The 16,166-nt window shown below is 69.2% G+C and carries 11 protein-coding genes and 2 pseudogenes; 1 reads left to right on the forward strand and 12 read right to left on the reverse strand.

The window, feature by feature from the left end; translation table 11 throughout:
* Positions 1-128: 128 nt before the first annotated feature.
* The 11 genes and pseudogenes from HXX10_RS14775 to HXX10_RS14825 form a co-directional block, all read right to left on the reverse strand.
* Entirely contained in the window at positions 129-3,218 is a 3,090-nt protein-coding gene (locus tag HXX10_RS14775) for a molybdopterin dinucleotide binding domain-containing protein (protein WP_296523341.1), read from the reverse strand.
* Between the two features lie 9 nt (positions 3,219-3,227).
* Positions 3,228-4,331: an NrfD/PsrC family molybdoenzyme membrane anchor subunit gene (gene nrfD / locus HXX10_RS14780; protein WP_296523342.1), complete on the reverse strand. Its 1,104-nt coding sequence runs from the start codon at positions 4,329-4,331 to the stop codon at positions 3,228-3,230.
* Positions 4,328-5,080: a sulfate reduction electron transfer complex DsrMKJOP subunit DsrO gene (dsrO, locus tag HXX10_RS14785; RefSeq protein ID WP_296523343.1), complete on the reverse strand. Its 753-nt coding sequence runs from the start codon at positions 5,078-5,080 to the stop codon at positions 4,328-4,330. Before dsrO ends, nrfD begins: the two co-directional genes overlap by 4 nt.
* A gap of 144 nt (positions 5,081-5,224) precedes the next feature.
* On the reverse strand, positions 5,225-5,863 hold the full coding sequence (locus HXX10_RS14790) for a response regulator (protein ID WP_296523345.1): 639 nt from the start codon (positions 5,861-5,863) through the stop codon (positions 5,225-5,227).
* Complete coding sequence (locus tag HXX10_RS14795) at positions 5,860-7,683, reverse strand: PhnD/SsuA/transferrin family substrate-binding protein (RefSeq protein ID WP_296523347.1); 1,824 nt, start codon at positions 7,681-7,683, stop codon at positions 5,860-5,862. Before HXX10_RS14795 ends, HXX10_RS14790 begins: the two co-directional genes overlap by 4 nt.
* Positions 7,684-8,017: 334 nt before the next feature.
* The gene (locus HXX10_RS14800; protein ID WP_296523349.1) at positions 8,018-8,260 is read right to left on the reverse strand and encodes a hypothetical protein; all 243 of its coding nucleotides are present in this window, start codon (positions 8,258-8,260) and stop codon (positions 8,018-8,020) included.
* A 45-nt stretch (positions 8,261-8,305) separates the two neighbouring features.
* Positions 8,306-8,769 (reverse strand): annotated as a pseudogene (locus HXX10_RS14805) (integrase core domain-containing protein); the annotation flags it as partial.
* Between the two features lie 92 nt (positions 8,770-8,861).
* A pseudogene (locus tag HXX10_RS14810) lies at positions 8,862-9,125 on the reverse strand (transposase domain-containing protein); the annotation flags it as partial.
* A gap of 164 nt (positions 9,126-9,289) precedes the next feature.
* Positions 9,290-11,383 carry an acetate--CoA ligase family protein gene (locus tag HXX10_RS14815; RefSeq protein ID WP_296523351.1) on the reverse strand — a complete coding sequence of 698 codons (2,094 nt, stop codon included), beginning with the start codon at positions 11,381-11,383 and terminating at the stop codon, positions 9,290-9,292.
* A complete protein-coding gene (locus HXX10_RS14820; RefSeq protein ID WP_296523353.1) occupies positions 11,380-12,195 on the reverse strand; it encodes an enoyl-CoA hydratase/isomerase family protein in 816 nt (271 codons plus the stop codon). The genes HXX10_RS14815 and HXX10_RS14820 overlap by 4 nt, the downstream gene beginning before the upstream one ends.
* Positions 12,195-13,370 (reverse strand): tripartite tricarboxylate transporter substrate binding protein, encoded by a 1,176-nt coding sequence (locus HXX10_RS14825; protein ID WP_296523355.1) that lies wholly within the window; start codon positions 13,368-13,370, stop codon positions 12,195-12,197. Before HXX10_RS14825 ends, HXX10_RS14820 begins: the two co-directional genes overlap by 1 nt.
* 33 nt (positions 13,371-13,403) lie before the next feature.
* Between HXX10_RS14825 and HXX10_RS14830 the strand changes: the two genes are divergently transcribed.
* Positions 13,404-14,309 (forward strand): LysR substrate-binding domain-containing protein, encoded by a 906-nt coding sequence (locus tag HXX10_RS14830; protein ID WP_296523357.1) that lies wholly within the window; start codon positions 13,404-13,406, stop codon positions 14,307-14,309.
* Positions 14,310-14,634: 325 nt separating this feature from the next.
* Here the strand turns inward: HXX10_RS14830 and pyk are convergent, their stop codons facing one another.
* The gene (gene pyk, locus HXX10_RS14835; protein ID WP_296523359.1) at positions 14,635-16,065 is read right to left on the reverse strand and encodes a pyruvate kinase; all 1,431 of its coding nucleotides are present in this window, start codon (positions 16,063-16,065) and stop codon (positions 14,635-14,637) included.
* Positions 16,066-16,166 lie beyond the last annotated feature (101 nt).

Raw genomic sequence — 16,166 nt, forward strand, 5'->3', positions numbered from 1 at the left:
ACGCCTCTGCGGCCCTCGGGGGCCGAGCCGGACAAGCATGCGGGGCTACGAATGCGTCAGCCTTGACAAACCATAACAAGGCCGTCGGCGAGCTGCGGCTCGACGCTCGCAGCCGGCCCGTGCCAGGATCAGGCCCGTGCGATACGAGCCGGCAATCCCTGCCGCACGGCGGTGCCGACCACCGGATCGAGCCACACGGCCGGCTCCTTGCGGGTCGGATCACCGAGGCCGAGATCGTTGAGGCAAATCCCGGCGGCGAGCGCCGGCTTCACCGGCTGCGTCGTCGCGCCGATCGTATGCGGGCGCGCGCCGAGTTCCTTGTGGCCGTAGCCGTGCTCGATCGCGATCACGCCCTTCATCACGCCATGGCGCACCAACGCGGTGCCGACCACGCTGCCGCCGGGCGTAGAAATGCGCACGTGGTCGCCGTTGCGGATGCCGAGGACAGCCGCATCGTCGACATGCAGCGCCACCGGGTTGTCGACATGGATACCGCGCAGCCGGTCCAGCCCGATCGAGTAGCTGTTCAGCAGCACGGATTTCTGTGAGCACAGCAGCATCGGCCACTCGGCCGTCGAAAAATGTTGGCGCATCGCCGAGCCGTCCGAAAAAGCTGGTGCGGTCCATTGCGGCACACCGACGAAGCGCTGGCCCGTGACGGCGCTGCGGGCGGTGCCGACCTGCTCGTTGTAGACCTGCAGGGCGCGCGGGAACTTCTGCGCCATCTGGTCGCCCTGATAGGCCTGGTTCACCGGCTGGTACCGACCGCCGCGCGTAAACACATGCGCGGCCTTGCGCCACTCCTCGTCCTTCAACGTCGCCTGCAGCAGTGGGACGAGGCGGTCGACCCCGGTGAGGGCCATGTCGTCGTCGCTCGCGTCGGCCACCGGCTTCTGTCCGGCGAACGCGACATTCGCGGCGGCGCGAAGATACCAGTCGGTGCCACGGTCGAGCGCCAGCGGCGTGCCGGCCGCGTCCTTCATGGCGTTGGCGCCGAACCCTGGCAGACCGAGCGCCTTGGCGCAGGCGATGAAGAAGCTTTCCAGGCCGACCTGCTCGCCGTCCTTGGTCTTCGCGAGCGGTGGCTCGACGACGGGCCAGCGCGCCGTCGAGACGCGGGTCGGCACGCCGTGCCAGGGCGAGGCGAAGCCCCAGCTCTCGTACAAGAGCGAGTCGGGCACTATGTAGTCGGCGTACGCGACCGTCTCGTTGATGAACGGATCGATCGCGATGATCAACGGCAGACGCTTCGGATCCTTCAGGGGCGCGTCGACCTGCGCCCGCAGGCCCGGGATCCCGTAGATCGGATTGGTGTTCCACAGGATCAGCGCCTTGAGCGCATACGGATAGCCGGAGAGCGCCGCCGAAAACCATTCGGTGCCGAGCTGCGGGGCCGCCGGGTACCAGGGCTGCGCCGCCGGATACGGCTTACCCGCGTCCTTCTTGATCTTGAACTCGCCGGAGCGCTCATAGGGCACATTGCGCGACAGCGGCGTGCCCTTCGGCGTAACGGCGCCGTCGAAGCTGGCGAGATTGTAGCGCGGCCCGGGACCTTCGGCCGGGAAGGCGCCGCCCGACGCCATGGTGCCGCCTTTGGCGTTGAGATTGCCGATCAGCGTGTTGAGCGTCACCAGCGCGAAGGCGTTGTAGAAGCCGTTGCCCGCCATGGTGCCGCCATGGCTGTTCACCGCCGCCTTCTTGCCGTGGCTGCTGAACTCTCTTGCCAGTCCCTCGATCACCTCGGCCGGGATGCCGCATTCCGCCGCGTAGTCGGCGATCGTATGGCGGTCGGCACTCTCGCGCAGCAGATCGAAGGACGAGCGCAGCCGAAGAGTCTTGTCGCCGACCGCGAAGGAGGCGTCGACCAGCAGCGTCGCCGGTCCGACGGGCCCATCGTGCGCGACCAGCGCGCCGCTGCCGGGCTCGACCACCACGAACGCGTCCTTGTCGGTGTACTTGTCGCCCTCGATGGGAAGGCCGAGATCGGAGGCGCGCAGGAAGAAGCCCTCGCGCGGATGGTTCGATTCGGCGATCACCAGATGGGTGGCGTTCGACCACGACGGCTCGCCGGCGGCGGTCGCCGCCTTGGCGTTCGGCTGGGCGAGGAATTTTTCGTCGTAGCGCCGGTTCTCGATGATCCAGCGGATCATCGCCATGGCGAAGGCGCCGTCGGTCGACGGCCGGATGGGAATCCAGCGGCCGCGGTGGCGCGCCGCCATCGAGTCCGAATGGCCGAGGACCGGATCGACCACGACATAGTCGAGCTTGCCGTCGGTTCGTCCGCGCGCGAGCTGCCAGCCCTGCCGCTTGAACGGATTGCCGGCATTGGCGGGCGCCGTGCCGCAGAAGATGACGAACTCGGCATTGGCGAAATCCGGCTTGGCGTGCGGCATCTGCTTGACGTCGCCGAACACGGCACCGGAGCCGGACCGGTAGGAGCCGCCGCAATAGGCGCCGTGACCGACGAAGTTGATCGAGCCGAACGCCTGCTGCACGAACCGCTTGGCGAAATTTTCGCGGCCTTCGTTGGTCGAGGACAGGAAGGCGAGCTGGTTCTGCTTCGGCCCGAGGTCGGGCCGCGCCGGATCGATCGGGGCGGTGCTGTGGATGGCGCGCAGCCCGTCGACATGACCTTCGCCGAACAGGTTGCCGCCTTCGATCACCTCGGCGAGGAGCTGCTCGAACGGGATCGGCTGCCACTTGGCGCCGCCGCGCGGGCCGACGCGCTTGAGCGGGGTGGTGATGCGGAACGGACTCTCCATCTGGGCCAGCATGGCGGCGCCGCGGCCGCAGGCGGTCGAGCGGTCGCGCAGGCCCTGCTCGCCCTGCCGCGACAGTGCGACGAAGCTGTCGCGGATCGAGGTCTCGGGCGGCAGCGCCGGATCGGTCGAGAGCGGATGGAACGGATTGCCGGCGACCCGCACGACCCGGCCGCTCGCCTTGTCGACGCGCACCCGCACGCCGCAATAGGTCGTGCAGCCCATGCACATGGTGTAGCTGACCTGCTGGCCGGCGTTCGGCGCCAGCGCGCCGGTCGCCGGATCGACCGTGTATTCGGGCAGGAGCGACGCGCCGTGAATGTTGGCGGCCGCGGCCTTGGGAGCGAGCGAGTCGACGACGCCGTCGACCACCTTGCGGCCCGTGTCGGCATAGCCGACCGCGAAGGTCGCGAGCCCGCCGACGGCGACGCCCGATTTCAGCAGGGTTCTGCGGTCCATGGCGGCCTCCTAGGCGTGCGCGAGCGTGGTGCCGCGATCGGCGGCACGCACGGGCGGCACCACGATGGTGAGAACGACGAAGCAGAAGGCCCACAGGCCGAGCGTACCGGCGATGCCGAGCAGCCCGTCGTGGCCGAGCGGAAGCTCGTAGACGTAGAGCCCGGCGCCGGTCTTCGGCACGGTCTGGCCGCCGATGAGCACGGTCCAGCGGAACATCCAGGCGGCGTGCAGGCCGAGCAGACCGGCGATCCAGGACCAGCCGGCCGGCCGCGCCCACAGCAGCGCCAGCGGAAGCACGGTCGCAGCCGCGGCCCAGATCGCCGTGACCTGCCAGGCGCGATGGTCGGCGACGCTCGCCAGCGCCTGCGCATGGGTCGCGTCGAGCCCGAGGGCCCCGATGGCGAACCAGGCGAGGCCGAGCACGATGGTGGTGACGAGACCGACCATCATCCAGCGCGCCGCGAGGCCGTCGGCCGCCTCGTCGGTCTCACCCGACAAGCGGCCGATCAGCAGCACCAACCCGGCAGCGCCGCTGAACGCCGTCGCGGCGAACTGGAGCGGCAGGAACGGCGTGTTCCACAGCGGCCGCGCCCGCACGACCATGGTCTCCATGCCGGTGTAGAGCAGGATCAGCAAGGCGAAGGCCAAGGTCCAGGCGCCGAGCAGCTTGGTCAGGCGCGGCACCGGACGCGGGCCGAAGGCGATCGTCCGTTGCAGCCGGCTGAGCGGATCAGCGCCGCCCTGCGCACCCGCGGCATAAAAGTCCGGCTTCAGCGCCGCCCAGGCATAGACGAGCAGGCCGCCCACATAGGCCGGGATGAAGAAGGCCCCCCAGGCCATCCACGAGCCCAGGTTGGGATGCGCGTAGAAGCGCCAGAACCGGCCCGGCTGGTGCAGGTCGGCGAGCAGCGCCACCGGCGCCACCAGGGCGCAGGCGAGCGCCCCGATCAGCGCCAGGCGGGCGAAGCCGCGCTGGGCCGGACGGTCGAGCACGAAACCCGGCAGCGACATCACGAAGCAGGCGACCGACAGGCCGATCAGGAAGAAGTACTGAACGGCCCAGGGCAGCCAGGTGACCTCGCGCGACACGTTGACGACCTCGAGGATGCTCATGTGTGCTGCTCCGTCGTGCTCGGGCGCCACAAGGTGGGCTCACCCTCGACCTTGCCGGTGAGCCGCTCGTCGAGGCCGAGATAGAAGACATGCGGCCTGGTGCCGAGCTCCGGCTTCAAGACCTTGGCGTCGCCCCTGGCGACCAGCTTGGAGACGGCGCTCTTCGGGTCTTCGAGATCCCCGAAGATGCGGGCGCCGCCGACGCAGGATTCGACGCAGGCCGGCAGCAGGCCGGCCTCGACCCGATGGGCGCAGAGCGTGCACTTGTCGGCTTTCCGGGTGACGTGATTGATGAAGCGCGCGTCGTACGGACAGGCCTGGACGCAGTAGGCGCAGCCGACGCATTTGTCCGCGTCGACGACCACGATTCCGTCCGCGCGCTGAAACGTCGCTCCGACCGGACAGACCGGGATGCACGGCGCATCGGTGCAGTGATTGCAGAGTCGAGGCAGCATCACCATGGCGGCGCGGCCGGCCTCCTCGACCTCGTAGGTCGAGACGATGGTGCGGAAAGAGTCCTCCGGCACCGCGTTCTCGTAGATGCACGACACCGTGCAGGCCTGACAGCCGATGCACTTGCCGACATCGACCACCATGGCGAAGCGGTGCTTGTCGCCTGCTGCGGCCGGAGAGGCGGCCGCGGGTGACGGGGCGCCCGCGGCCGGCGCCGCGCTCGCCGGCGCGGCACTCGCCGCCCCGACCGTCACCACGCCGATGGCGCGCAGGAAATCACGTCGGGTGTCGAGCATGCCGGCTTCCTCCCGCGGCGGAGGCGTGACAGCGTCGAGGCGCCGCCCCCGCAGCGCGGCAGAACCCTACGCCGCAGGCTGATCCGCGAACATTTGGAGCTTTCCCGCAGGCGGTTAGGGGTTAACCCCTAAGCCGCGCCGCCCCTACCCCACCCCGCCGACCAGCGTCAGCATGCGGGCGAGGTCGGCACCGGTGGTCGCCGCCATCTTCTCCATCGCGTTGTGGCGGTGGATTTCCACGGTCTTCAGGCTGATGCCGAGGACGTGCGCAATCGCCTTGTTCTGCTTGCCGGCGGCAACGAGCTGCGCCACCTCGCGCTCGCGCGCCGTGAGCGCGGCGAGGCGCGCCCGGATCGCGTCGGTCTCGCGCGTCTCCTCTCGCCGCGTATGGGCGAGCCGCAGGGCCTGCTGGATGCGCTCGATCAGAAGCTGGTTGTTGAGCGGCTTCTCGATGAAGTCGAGAGCGCCGGTGCGCATCGCCCGCACCGCCATCGGCACGTCGCCGTGTCCCGAGATGACGATCACGGGCAGCACGGCACCGCGGCGCACCAGCTCCTCGTGCAGCTCGAGCCCGCTCATGCCGGGCATGCGCACGTCGGTGACCAGACAGGCCGTCCGACCGGGATCGTGCTCGGCCAGGAACGCATCGGCCGACGCGAACGATCGCACCGCGAGGCCGAGCGGCGTCAGAAGCCATTCGAGCGAGTGGCGCATCGCGTCGTCGTCGTCGACGATGTAGACGATCGGCTCGTCGCCCGTCCCGCCGCTCGTCATACCGCTCATGCCGCCGCTCCTTCTGCCGCGGTCGCGCGCGGCAGCCACAGCCGCATCACGGTACCGCCGCCGGCACCGAGGCTCGCCTGCAGGCGCCCGCGATGCTCCTCGACGATCGAGTGGCACAGCGCCAGCCCGAGGCCGAGCCCATCCGGCTTGGTGGTGAAGAACGGCTCGAACAGCCGCGCCCGCACCTCCTCGGTCATGCCCGCCCCCTGATCCGCCACCGTGATGGCGACGCCGCCCTCCTCGGATCGCGCTTCGACCCGCACGGTCCACGGTCCGGCACCGTGACCCGCCGACGCGTCGACCGCGTTCTGCAACAGGTTGAGCAGCACCTGCTGAAGCTGGATGCGGTCGCCCATCACGGCGGGCAGCGCCGGCACCACCACGGTCTCGATCCGCACGCCGGTGCGACGCGCCAGCCCCTCGAACAGCTCGACGGCCTCGGCCACCACCTCGCCCGCATCGATGACGGCCTGTGTCGGCTCCCGCTTGCGCACGAAGGCACGCATGCGCTGGATCACCTGGGCGGCGCGCTCGGCCTGCTGGCGGATCAGGCGCGTGCCCTGCATCAGCGCCGTGGTGTCGACCGGGCTCGCCTTCAGGCGCAGCTCACACCCGTCGGCATAGTTGGCGATCGCCGCGAGCGGCTGGTTGAGCTCGTGTGCCATGCCGCCGGCCATCTCGCCGAGGATCGAGAGCCGTGCCGCGTGGTCGAGCTCCTTGCGGTGCAGCGCCTCCTGCTCCTCGACGCGCCGGCGCCGCTCGATCTCGTGGCGCAGATCGCCATTGACGGTGGCGAGCTCGGCGGTGCGGCGGCGCACCAGCCGCTCGACCCGCAGCACATGCACGGCCCAGGCGCCGAGAGCGATGCCGAGCACCGCCAGGAGCTGCCAGTAGCGCGCCAGCACGTCGCGCGCGCTGATGTGGCGAAGCGGCTCGTAAGGCCCGATCTTGAGGTCGCGGAAGGCCTCGTGGACGGGCTGATAGTCGAGCGGCACGGTCCAGGCGGCAGCGCCGGCGGGCGGATCGAAGGTGAGCAGCGCGGTGGCCACCCGCTTCGCCATGGCGGTCGGTGTGCCCCGCAGCTTGGCGAACGGCCAGTCGGGATAGACGCGGCTCGACAGCGCGCAGGCCGTGGCGCTGGTCGGCATCGGCGCCAGCACCCGCAGCGCACCGGGGGCGAGCGCCCCTTCGGCCTCGCGCTGCTCCTTGACGCAGCCGCGGACGATTCCGGCGTCGACCCGGTTCGCCACTACGGCGTCGATCACCCGGGTCATCGGAAAGCCGACGCTGTCCAGGCCGGAAAAATCCCGGAACGGATCGAGGCCGGCGGCGGCAAACTCCCGCCACGCCGCCTGGAACCCGCCGAATGCCGTGGTGCCGACGATCGCCACCCGCTTACCGGCGAGATCGGCGAGCGTCCGGAGGTCGCGGCGGTCGGCGCGCACCAGTACGGCCGAGGCGACAGGCGCGCCGGAGTCGAGAGTGGCGATCCGGCTCACCCCCTGTGCGCTTTCGAGCTCGACATAGTGGCCCGGGTTGGTGATGAGGAAATCGATTTCGGCTCCAGCGACCGCTCGATCGAGGCCGGCGTGGTCGAGAGGGACGAGTCGCACCGTCGTGCCGGGTAGTCCGGTCTCGATCGCCCGCGCGGTGGGGCCCCACTCCTCAAGGCTGTGCTCGGCCCCGAGAAACGCCAGCACGCCGACCCGGATCGTCTCGGCGCGCATCTCTCCGCCGCTGAGCACCAAGCCCACGACCGAGACCCAAAGGGTCAAGATCGTCCTCAGCAGGGCCGCGTGCTCGGAGGTCGAGCTCTTCAAGATGGGAGCCTCGTAATGGGAAGCGTGCGCCGCAAGTGGTGCAGCCGGGCAGGAAGACATCGTGGAGCAGAGCAGGCCCGAAGTTCCCTGACCCTTGTCAATCGCATGGCGCCGATCGATCAGGACAGCAATGCCCGATCGGTACGCCGAAAGTGGTCTGCAGAGACCGCCGAGCGGCAGATGCGTTCGTCGGCGCAAGCATCATACGACCTCTTCTATCCAGGCGCGACTGACCAACGACGCATCCGATCGCAGGCATCGCTGCAGGTGCGGCCCAACCGCGTGCCGCACCATTCCGACCAGGCTCCCGATCCCGCCAAAGTGGACGATCGGCTCAGAACGGCCTGCACCCGACCCGGAACGTCTTCTCCGCCTCCGGCGTCAGCGCCACTGCCTCGATGTCGGCGCAAAAACTCTCCCACCGAACCAGCGCGGCTACCGCCTCCAGCGGATCGCCGTTCTCCGACAGCGCCGCCCGCCGCCTGTCCGCGTCGACAAACCCCGGCTCCCCCATCGTCCCGCCCCGCAGAATCAACTCCTCGGCGATGAGATTCGCGCGGTGGGCCGGGTCAGCCAACTATTCGAGGTGCCATCAGGTCGACGGTGACCTGCCCCTGAATAATCATCCAGCGGCGATTTGAGCCTCGGCCCTTAATACGCCATGCGGCGTGGGGTGAGCAACCGGCCGACACGCGGAGCTTTCAGGTGGCGCAGCGTGGTGGTCGGTTGCGGTGAGGTGGTCGGCGTAGGCCGCCGGGGTCTGGCAGGCGAGCAAGGAGTGCGGCCTCGCCGTGTCGTAACCGGCGATCCAGGCGGCGATCGCCTGGCGGCATGGTCGAGGCCGAAGAGCAGGCTCTCGTTCAACGGTTCATCACGCATGCGGCCGTTGACGGATTCGATGTAGCCGTTCTGCATCGGCTTGCCGCGCTCACCGATCAGCACCGTCAGTTCACGGGCGACGCGCTTGCCCGAGCTCGAGGTGTCGGGGATCGCAGCCAAGCATTCGTGCGTCACGTCGTCGACCACGTTGAGGATGCGGAACCTGCGATCGCCGGCCAACTGGTCGTGGACGAAGTCGAGCGACCAGCAGGCGTCGACCCCAGCCGATCTCCGATTCAGAACTCGATGATCGGCACACTCCGCCCTCACGAACCTCAACAGAAGGGTAAGCGTCGCTTTCAGGCCACGTCTGTGAGGGCTTGTGGAGGCGCATAGGCCCAGGGCAGCAGGTCGTCGATGCGGCTGTTCGGGTGGCCGTCGACGATCCGGGTGATGACGTCGGCGAGATAGACCTGCGGATCGACGCCGGCGAGCTTGCAGGTCTCGACCAGCGAAGCGACGACGGCCCTGTGCTCGGCGCCCCCATCCGAACCGGCGAAGAGCGCGTTCTTGCGGTTCAGTGCGATCGGGCGGATCGATCGTTCGACGACGTTGGAGTCGATGCGGTCGTGCTCAGCCCTCTCATCGCGTTGCTCCCCTCGAGGATTGCACAGGTCTGCAGACTTCGCAGCAAGAGGCGCCGGTCGGCTCCATGCCGGCCGTTCTCGGCGCCTCGTCGGTCGCGGATCCCGGCGGCTGACCGGGTCCCACGTCACCGGAACATGCCCTAGGTGGCCGTTGCCAGGACGACCAAGCCGTCGGCGGCCTTCACGCCCTGCCCTTCGGGCAGCACGAACAGCGGGTTGATCTCCGCCTCCCGCAGCCGTTCGCCGAGACTCCAGACCATCTCGGCAAACGCCTCGATCGCCGCACGGAGAGCCGCTACGTCCGCGCGCGGCCTGCCGCGATAGCCGTGGAGGAGCGGCGCCATCTTCAGCTCGGCAATCATCGCCTCGGCATCGCCGGGCATCAGCGGCAGCGGTCGAAGTGCCGTGTCCTCGAGGAGCTCCGCGGCGACGCCGCCCATCCCGAGCAGGATCGCGGGGCCGAGCTGCGGATCGCGATGAACGCCCAGAATCACCTCGACGCCGCCGCTCACGCGCTCCTGCACGAGAAACCCTTCGATATCGCCCCCCGATTCGCCGCCGAGGCGCGCGGCCATGTCCCGGCAGCGCGCGCCGACCTCGTCGGGCACCACACCGACCACAACCCCGCCGACCTCCGTCTTGTGCGCGATATGGCGCGACAGGATCTTCAGGACGACGGGCCCGTCGCCGAGCCGGTGCGCCGCCGCCTGCGCTTCGTCGGGCGTCGCTGTGACGAGCTCCGTGACCGGCCGGATGCCGAACCGCGCGAACAACGCCTTGCTCTCGGCCTCGTTCAGGGGACCGTCCCCGAGGTGCTTGCCCGCCGCGGACGCGGCTCCGGAACGGGGTTCGATCGCCGGCATGCGAGCAGGTCGTTCCGATGCGGCCCGCAGCGCCGAGAGGGCTGTGACGCAGCCTTCCGGACTCGCGAAGGCCGGGACGCCCGCCCGGTTGAGGGCGTTGACGATGTGCGGCGCCTCCGGGCTCACATAGGCGACGATCGGTTTCGTGGTTCGCGCCAGCGCCTCGATGACGGGGCGCGCGACGAGGTCGGGCTGCCCGAGCGCCGACGAGCCGACGATCGTCACGATCGCATCGTAGGTGGGGCTGTCGGACAGCAGCGACAGCACCGTCCGGAACAGCTCCGGCCGCAGCCCGGCGAGCGTGACGTCGACCGGATTCCGGTCGAGCGCGGCATCCGGGATGTCCAGCGCCATGAGCCCCTGCGCCGTCGTCTCGTCGGGCGCCGGCAGCGAAAAATCCGCGAGGCCTGCATTGTCGGCGATCAGGGTCGCGGCGCCGCCCGTCGTGGTGACGACCGCGAGGCGGTTGCCGGCGAGCAGACGCCCGGTCGCCAGCGCAGCCGGTATGTCGAGCAGGTCCGAGAAGGTCTGTGCCCTGATGATGCCGAGCTGCCGAAACAGCGCGTCGTAGACCCGGTCCGAGCCCGCGAGCGCGCCGGTGTGCGACACGGCCGATCTCGCTCCCGTTTCCGATCGCCCCACCTTGTAGGCGACCAGCCGCTTGCCGCGCTGGGCCGCCTTCGCGGCGCTGGCGCGAAAGCGGTCTGAGTTTCTCACGCCCTCGATGTAGAGCGCGATCACCGACGTGGCGTCGTCGTCGACCAAGTGATCGACGAAGTCCGAGATGTCGAGATCGGCCTCGTTTCCGGTCGCGACCAGCTTCGAGAAGCCGATGCCGCGGGCGGCGCCACGCGACAGCAGGGAGCCGAGAATCCCGCCGCTCTGCGACACCAGCGCGACCGACCCGGACACGAAGCCGTCCAGCTCCATGGCGCCGCTCGCCGACAGCATGATCTTGTCGGTGACATTGGCCAGCCCGATCGTGTTCGGCCCGAGCAGCCGCATGGCGCCGGCCGCCTCCTTCAGGGCGCACTGCCGGCGGCGCCCCTCCTCCCCCGACTCGCCGAAGCCGCTCGCCAGAACAACGGCGCCCACCGCCCCGGCGCGGGCGAGCTGCTCCACGGCCGACACGGCGCGGTCGGCGCCGAGCAACACGAGCCCGACGTCGGGGACCTCCGGCAGGGAGGCGACGTCGGGGTAGCACACGCGGCTGCCGACCCGGTCATAGCGCGGGTTCACCGGATAGATGGCGCCTGCGAAGCCATGCTTCTCCAGATAGGCGATCGGTCGACCGATCAGCTTGCCCGGATCCGAGGATGCCCCGACCACGGCGATGCTGCGCGGATGGAAGAGGCGGCCGACGGCGCTCACGTCCTCGGCTCCCGACGGTCGGTCTTGGCCAGGAACGCCGCGACGGACTCGCGATGCGCCTTACTAGTGTAGCACATCGCCTGTGCCTCCCGTCCGAGCGCGAAGACCTGCTCCTCGGCCAGCTCGAAGGTGCGGTCGAGGATCGACTTCGCGAGTGCCAGCGCGACCGGCGAGCCGCGGCCGAGCTCGGCGGCCCACGCGTGCGCCTCCGTCACCAGGTCGGCATCGGTCGCGAGCCGGTCGGCGAGCCCGATCCGAAGCGCCTCGTCGGCCTTTACGCGCCGACCCGAGAAGATCAGCTCCTTGGCGCGCGACAGGCCGATCCGTCGCGGCAGGAAATACAGGCCGCCGCCGTCGGGAACGAGACCGCGCTGGATGAAGCTCATCGCGAACACGGCGCTCTCGGACGCGACGATGAAATCGCAGCATAGAGCCATGTCGCAGCCGAGCCCGACCGCCGCACCATTGACCGCGGCGATCGTCGGCTTGCCCATCTGATGCAGGCCGGCGATGCTGCGATGGGTCTTCCTCTGGCGACGCCATCCATTGAAGGCGATCTCGCCCGGCGGCTCCTGCAGCCGGGCCTGCATACCCGACACGTCGCCGCCGGCGCAGAACGCCGCGCCCTTTCCGGTGATCACAACGGCCCGCACGGCGTCGTCCTCGGCGATCCGGTCGAGAACCGCGATCAGCTCCGCGCGCATCGCATCATGGATGGCGTTGCGGACCTCGGGCCGGCACAGGGTCACGGTGGCGACGGTATTCTCCACCGTGACGTCGATGAACTGCAGGGGATCGGGCATGTCGGTCATCACTGTCGCTCTGCTCGGATGTTTGCGGCGGCGATCAGGCGTTGCCATCGCGCCGCCTCGGCTCGCACGTAGCGGTCCAGGTCCTCGGGGGTGCCGCCTTCGAGGGTGAGCCCCTCGAGATCCTTCAGCTTGGCGAACGCTTCCGACTCGACGGCGCGCCGCACCGACTGGTTCAGCACCTTCACGACGTCGGCCGGCGTTCCGGCCGGCGCATACAGCCCGTACCAGCTCTCGGCGACGTAGCCGGTCACGCCGGATTCGGCGACGGTCGGCAGATCCGGGTAGAGGTCAGCGCGCGTGGCCGAGGTCACGGCCAGCGCCCGCAATTGACCGCTCTGGACATGCGAGGCGACGCTCGCTGCGGTCGTGAACATCACCTGGATTTGTCCGCCCATGAGGTCGGTGATGGCGGGGGCCGCCCCCTGGTAGGGGACATGGGTGAGGTCCACAGCCGCGAGGTTCTTGAACAGCTCGCCGGCGAGATGCGCCGACGTGCCGATGCCGAAGGACCCGAAGTTGATCCGTCCCGGCTCCGCTTTGGCCGCGGCGATCAACTCCTGCACGGAACGGTAGGGAAGCTGGGGATTGACGGCCACGACGTTGAACGACCGGGCGATCAACGCAACCGGCGTGAAGGCCTTGAACGTGTCGTAAGGCAGCTTCGGGTTCAAGCTCGGATTGACCGCATGGGCGAAGGTCGCCATCAGCAACGTGTAGCCGTCCGGCGGGCTGTTCGCGACCGCAGCCGAGCCCAGGATAGTGCCGGCCCCCGGTCGGTTCTCGACGATCACCCGCTGGCCGAGGGTCTTGCCCATCTCGTCGGCCAGCCGACGGGCGATCAGGTCGGTGCCCCCGCCAGCCGCGAAGGGCACGACGATTCTGACGACCCGGTCAGGATATGCGGCCGTCGCCGGGGCGACACCCGACAAGGTTGCGAGAACGACGGCGAACAGACCCGCCGCGACTGTCCACACGAAACGCGAAGCGGCGCGCGGCTCGCCCGCGGGGCCCGACGCCCGGTCATCGCCCGCGCGACATTGATCGCCTTCTGATGTGCGCATGATTCCTCTGCGTTTCCCGGCCTTTTGGTTGCTCTCCCGGCGAAGGGAGGCTCGCTGACGTCGAGGTGCAGCTCGGCCGAGCGAGATGGTCGGCCGGAGGCGTCGTTGACTCAACCAAATATTTGGCGCAGGTAGCATAACCAAAAGTTGGGCAAGCGAATGCGCGGTCGACGGGTCCCCCTCAATCCGATCCGCACCTTCGAGGTCGCGGCGAGATGCCTGAGCTTCACGGCCGCCGCCAAGGAACTCAACGTCACGCAGGTCGCCGTCAGCCGGCAGATCCGTGCCCTCGAGGAGTACCTCGAGGTGTCGCTTTTCGAGCGGTCACACCGGTCGATCCGGCTCACGGAGAACGGCCAGCGCCTTTTTCCTGCGATCAATCGGGCACTGGATGACATCGACGGGGCCGTCGCCGCGGTCAGCATGCGGGGTCGCCGCGACGTGTTGTCGGTGCACACGCACACGACATTCGGTCAGCGCTGGCTGATCCCGCGGCTGCAACGCTTCCACGACCGATTTGCCGACATCGAGATCCGCTTGACCGCGTCCGCTCATCCGGTGATCGACGCACGCGCCAATCAGGTCGTGATCCGGACCGGAACCGGCCGGTTCGACGGCTGCGACGCGGAATTCCTGGCCCCGGTAGAACTGATACCCGTCTGTACGAAGGCGCTCACGAAATCCTGGAAAGTCAAGAGCTCGCCCGCCAATCTCGCCCGGCACACGCTGCTGCATTCGCTGGCGCGACCGAACGACTGGGCGCAGTGGCTCGCATCGGTCGGCATGACGACCATCGATGCGACGCGCGGACTGAAGTTCGAGAACTCCGTTCTCGCTTACGAGGCCGCCCTCCAGGGGATCGGCGTCGCGATGGGCGTGCGCGTCCTTGTCGCCCAGTACCTGCGCCTGGGGAGCCTCGTCGCTCCGTTCCCGCACGTGCTCCCGCTGGATCTCGGATACTATCTTCTCGTCTCCAAGGATCGACGCATAAGCCCGGGAATCAAGGTCTTTCGCGACTGGTTACGCGACGAAATCAGCGCGGAGTTGAGCTGACCGTGGCTTCGAGCCACCGACAGCTTCGGCGCGGGATCCACTTCGGCAGAGCATTCCACCGGCACACGTCGAGAGAACATAGACGACGGCGTCGAGAGCTTCGCGCACATCGACATCGCGCAGGCGCCCGCCGCGCCGCGCCCGCGAAACCGCCGGTGCCACCATCACCCATTCGGCGTCGGTGAGGTCGCTCGGATAACGAAGGCCGCGTCGCTCGGCCATGCGCCGGTGCGCGGGCTTCCACCCCGCAGGCTTGGGACCTATCAAGCCCCCGCAATGGACTCACATCCGGTTCACCAAACTCGACGTCTTCTCGGATCGGCTCTCAGACCTCGCGCCCGTCGACGATCTGCACGACGCGCAGATTGTTGGTCGTGCCGGCGCGGCCGAACGGGATGCCGGCGACGATGACGATGTGGTCGCCGGGCGCGGCGAAGCCCTCGTTGCGGGCCACGAAGGCGCCGCGCTCGACCATCTCCTCGTAGGAATCGACGTCGCCAGCCAGCGACGCGTGGACACCCCACAGCAGGCTCATGCGGCGCGCCGTCGACTGGTGCGGCGTGATCGCCAGAATCGGCAGGCTCGGCCGCTTGCGCGCGATACGGGTCGCTGTGGTGCCGGACGACGTGAAGCCGACGATGACGGGCGCACCGATCGTCTCGGCGAGATCCGCGGCGGCGGCCGCGACGGCATGCGGCGGCGTCTCCTCGCTGCCGGGCTGCGACGCCTGGACGATCGAGCGGTACAGCTTGTGGCTCTCGGTGGCGCGGATGATCCGGTCCATCATCTCGACGGTCTCGACCGGGTAGCTGCCTGTCGCCGACTCGGCCGACAGCATGACGGCGTCGGCGCCGTCGTAGATCGCCGTGGCGACATCCGAGGCCTCGGCCCGCGTCGGGGTCGGGGCGCCGACCATCGAGTCGAGCATCTGGGTCGCGACGATCACGGGTTTCGCCGCCTGGCGGCACGCCCGCACGAGCTCCTTCTGCCGGCCGGGGACGTCCTCGTGGGGGATCTCGACGCCGAGATCGCCGCGCGCCACCATGACGCCGTCGGCGAGCCGAAGGATGTCGTCGATACAGTCGATCGCGCTCGGCTTCTCGATCTTGGCGATCAGGCCGGCATTGCTGCCGACGAGCGCCCGCGCCTCGATGACGTCGGACGGCTTCTGAACGAACGACAGGGCCACCCAGTCGACCCCGAGCTCGAGCCCGAAGGCGAGGTCGGCCCGATCCTTGGCGGTGAGCGGCGAGACGTCGAGGACGGTGCCCGGCAGGTTCACGCCCTTGCGGTTGGAGATCACGCCGCCGAGGATCACCTCGGCGTCGATCGCCTCGCCGGTCACGCCGGTGACCCGCACGCGCACCCGGCCGTCGTCGATCAGCAGGTCGTGGCCGGGCATCACCGCGGCGAAGATCTCGGGATGCGGCAGCGGGATCGCATCGGCGACACCGTCGACGCCGCCGAGCACGAAGCGGATGCGCTCGCCTGCCGCAACCCGGATGGCGCCGCCCGCGATGGTACCGACGCGGATCTTCGGGCCCTGCAGATCCTGCAGGATGCCGATCGAGCTGCCGGTCTCGCTCTCCAGCGCCCGGATCGCCGCGTGGACGCGCGCGTGGTCCTCGTGAGTGCCATGGCTGAAATTCAGTCGGAACGTGTCCACTCCGGCGAACAACAAGGCGCGCAGCGTATCGGGAGTGGCGCTCGCCGGACCAACCGTGGCAACGATCTTCGCTCGACGAAACCGGCGCATGTGCAACCTACCTGTTTGGACGCGCCGGACCATGCCCGGCGTCTGCCGACGGATCTGATCGCTCCGCCCTTCGGATTGCACCGAAGAGCCGAGCGAGACGG

Source organism: Rhodoplanes sp. (genome assembly GCF_013377085.1).
In the GTDB taxonomy this organism is placed as follows: domain Bacteria; phylum Pseudomonadota; class Alphaproteobacteria; order Rhizobiales; family Xanthobacteraceae; genus Rhodoplanes.

What these genes read in the sequence shown, in the direction of transcription:
- HXX10_RS14775 (WP_296523341.1), bottom strand. Translation starts at nt 3,218, where the DNA reads ATGGACCGCAGAACCCTGCTGAAATCGGGCGTCGCCGTCGGCGGGCTC.
- nrfD (WP_296523342.1), bottom strand. Translation starts at nt 4,331, where the DNA reads ATGAGCATCCTCGAGGTCGTCAACGTGTCGCGCGAGGTCACCTGGCTG.
- dsrO (WP_296523343.1), bottom strand. Translation starts at nt 5,080, where the DNA reads ATGCTCGACACCCGACGTGATTTCCTGCGCGCCATCGGCGTGGTGACG.
- HXX10_RS14790 (WP_296523345.1), bottom strand. Translation starts at nt 5,863, where the DNA reads ATGAGCGGTATGACGAGCGGCGGGACGGGCGACGAGCCGATCGTCTAC.
- HXX10_RS14820 (WP_296523353.1), bottom strand. Translation starts at nt 12,195, where the DNA reads ATGACCGACATGCCCGATCCCCTGCAGTTCATCGACGTCACGGTGGAG.
- pyk (WP_296523359.1), bottom strand. Translation starts at nt 16,065, where the DNA reads ATGCGCCGGTTTCGTCGAGCGAAGATCGTTGCCACGGTTGGTCCGGCG.